At 63.8% G+C, this 2200-nt stretch carries 3 protein-coding genes; 2 read left to right on the plus strand and 1 reads right to left on the minus strand.

Annotation, left to right across the window (positions count from 1 at the left end):
• A partial coding sequence (locus tag AC1D00_RS37720; protein WP_477014167.1) for a hypothetical protein occupies positions 1-212 on the plus strand: 212 nt, incomplete at its 5' end.
• A 327-nt stretch (positions 213-539) separates the two neighbouring features.
• Positions 540-689: a hypothetical protein gene (locus tag AC1D00_RS37725; RefSeq protein WP_477014168.1), complete on the plus strand. Its 150-nt coding sequence runs from the start codon at positions 540-542 to the stop codon at positions 687-689.
• Positions 690-801: 112 nt separating this feature from the next.
• On the opposite strand, the gene chrA is transcribed toward AC1D00_RS37725, so the two are convergent.
• Positions 802-2187, minus strand: coding sequence for a chromate efflux transporter (chrA, locus tag AC1D00_RS37730; RefSeq protein ID WP_477014169.1), 1386 nt, complete (start codon positions 2185-2187; stop codon positions 802-804).
• Positions 2188-2200: the final 13 nt, after the last annotated feature.

A 2200-nucleotide genomic window follows, 5' to 3' on the forward strand; every position in this document is an offset into this window, starting at 1 on the left:
TCTCCATGCAATGCCGTCATTCAGCGCAAGAACGGGGAGACTGCCGCCAAGCTGGAAAAATGAAATTGATCCAGATCAAGCCTGAGGCTGCACTGTTTGGAATTCTGCTCGGGCTAAATGATCAGCCGGGTTATTTGGCGCCATCATTTTTCATTGGTGGGGAAAATGCCTGCGGTTGTTATGCAGTTCGTTTCGCATCCAAGACCCGGTAGCGATCTCGCGACCATCTTACAGCTTGCAAAGGACGGCGCGACACTTTGGAGAAAACATGGGGCGTCACTCAAGCTAGGAGCGCGGCTCATTCCACCGGCCCCAGGTCTACCTAGGTATGGTCACTTCATACCTCCGCGCGATGGCGCCGACCCAGTGCTTGGTGCTACCGATACATCCAGAGTGAAGAGCAACGGAACCGGTCCTGCGAGCCGGCAGTTGCGGGACAAGGCCGGCGGCGTAGTGCCCGCCGGGCTCTTCTCCCGATCCAGCGGCGCTCTGCCGCTCAACTGAGGCTTGCTGCCATGGTTGGTGCAGAGAGTACGCCCATGCGTAACATCGCCGATTTCCTGATGCGGTTCTGGCAGGGAAACCAGCGCGCATCCAATGGTCAGATCGCGGCTATGGCTGAAAACGGCGATCGATCCAGCATGGCTGATTTTGTCCGGATCCTGCAGGCCTACGATCAAGCCCTGTAGGGCGGGACTTGGCGGCGGCCGCGTCAGTCCGTGATACGGACGTCCGAAGGCCAAGACCTGAGATCGCACCGCGTACATGCCCTGGCGCCAGGTGACGGGTGCGCTCCTCTTCCTAGATGATCCCCGCCATCCGCAGCCCAACACCAGCCGCGCAACTGCCCGCAAGCACCGTGAGCATCCCGAGCTTGAAGCGGAAGATCGCGGTGGCGGCTGCGATCGACAGCACGAGCGCCGGAATGTCGACGCTGGTCAGCACCGGCCTGTCGAAAGCGAACGGAAACGCGTGCACCGGCACGGTCTCGCGGAACAGCGTGTGCAGCGCGAACCAGATCGAGAGGTTGAGGATCACGCCGACGACGGCGGCGGTGATCGCGCTGAGCGCGCCGGCGAGGCCCGTATTGCCGCGCAGGCGCTCGATATAGGGCGCGCCGACGAAGATCCAGAGGAAGCAGGGCGTGAACGTGACCCAGGTCGCGAGCAGTCCGCCGAACGTCGCCGCCAGCATTGGCGACAGGCCGCCGGGGTCCCGATAGGCGGCCATGAAGCCGACGAACTGGAGCACCATGATCAGCGGGCCCGGCGTGGTCTCGGCCATGCCGAGGCCGTCGAGCATCTCGTGCGGCTTCAGCCAGTGATAATGCTCGACCGCCTGCTGGGCGACGTAGGCCAGCACCGCATAGGCGCCGCCGAAGGTGACCAGCGCCATTTTCGAGAAGAACAGGGCGATCTGGCTGAACACGTTGGCCTGGCCGAGGGCCAGAAGCAGCGCGATCACGGGCACCAGCCACAGCGCAAGCCAGAGCGCGCCGACCCGGATCGCGCGCGCGGAATCAGGCTTGACGTGATCGGGCACGGCGTCGCCGAGCATGCTGTCGATCACGGCGCCGCTGCCGCCAGGGCCGTGACCGGCCGGTGCAAACTCCGGGCGGCCCTGCCTGGCGCCGATATATCCGATCACGCCGGCGGCAATGATGATGATCGGGAAGGGAACCGCGAAGAAGAAGATGGCGACGAAGGCGATGGCGGCGAGCGCGATCATGATGCGGTTCTTCAGCGCGCGCTTGCCGACGCGCACCACGGCCTCGACGACGATGGCGAGCACGGCCGCCTTCAGGCCGAAGAACAGCGCCTCGACGAAGCTGACATTGCCGAAGGCGGCGTAGACGTAGCTCAAGGCCATGATGGCGATGATGCCGGGCAGGATGAACAGCCCGCCCGCCATCAGCCCGCCGGCGGTGCGGTGCATCAGCCAGCCGATATAGGTCGCAAGCTGCTGCGCCTCGGGTCCCGGCAAAAGCATGCAGTAATTCAGCGCATGCAGGAACCGGCCCTCGGAGATCCATTTCTTCTCCTCGACCAGGATGCGGTGCATCACCGCGATCTGGCCCGCGGGCCCGCCGAAGCTTAAGCAGGCGACGCGCAGCCAGACGCGGAAGGCTTCGTTGAAGCTGATGCCGTGACCGGCATCAGCTCCTGCWTGAACGTTACGGGTATCCATTACGCATTCACCT

The sequence above is a fragment of the Bradyrhizobium sp. P2_E8 genome, assembly GCF_056403875.1.

Bases quoted from the DNA above. Each gene is read 5' to 3' on its own strand.
- AC1D00_RS37725 (WP_477014168.1), top strand. From the start codon at position 540: ATGCGTAACATCGCCGATTTCCTGATGCGGTTCTGGCAGGGAAACCAG.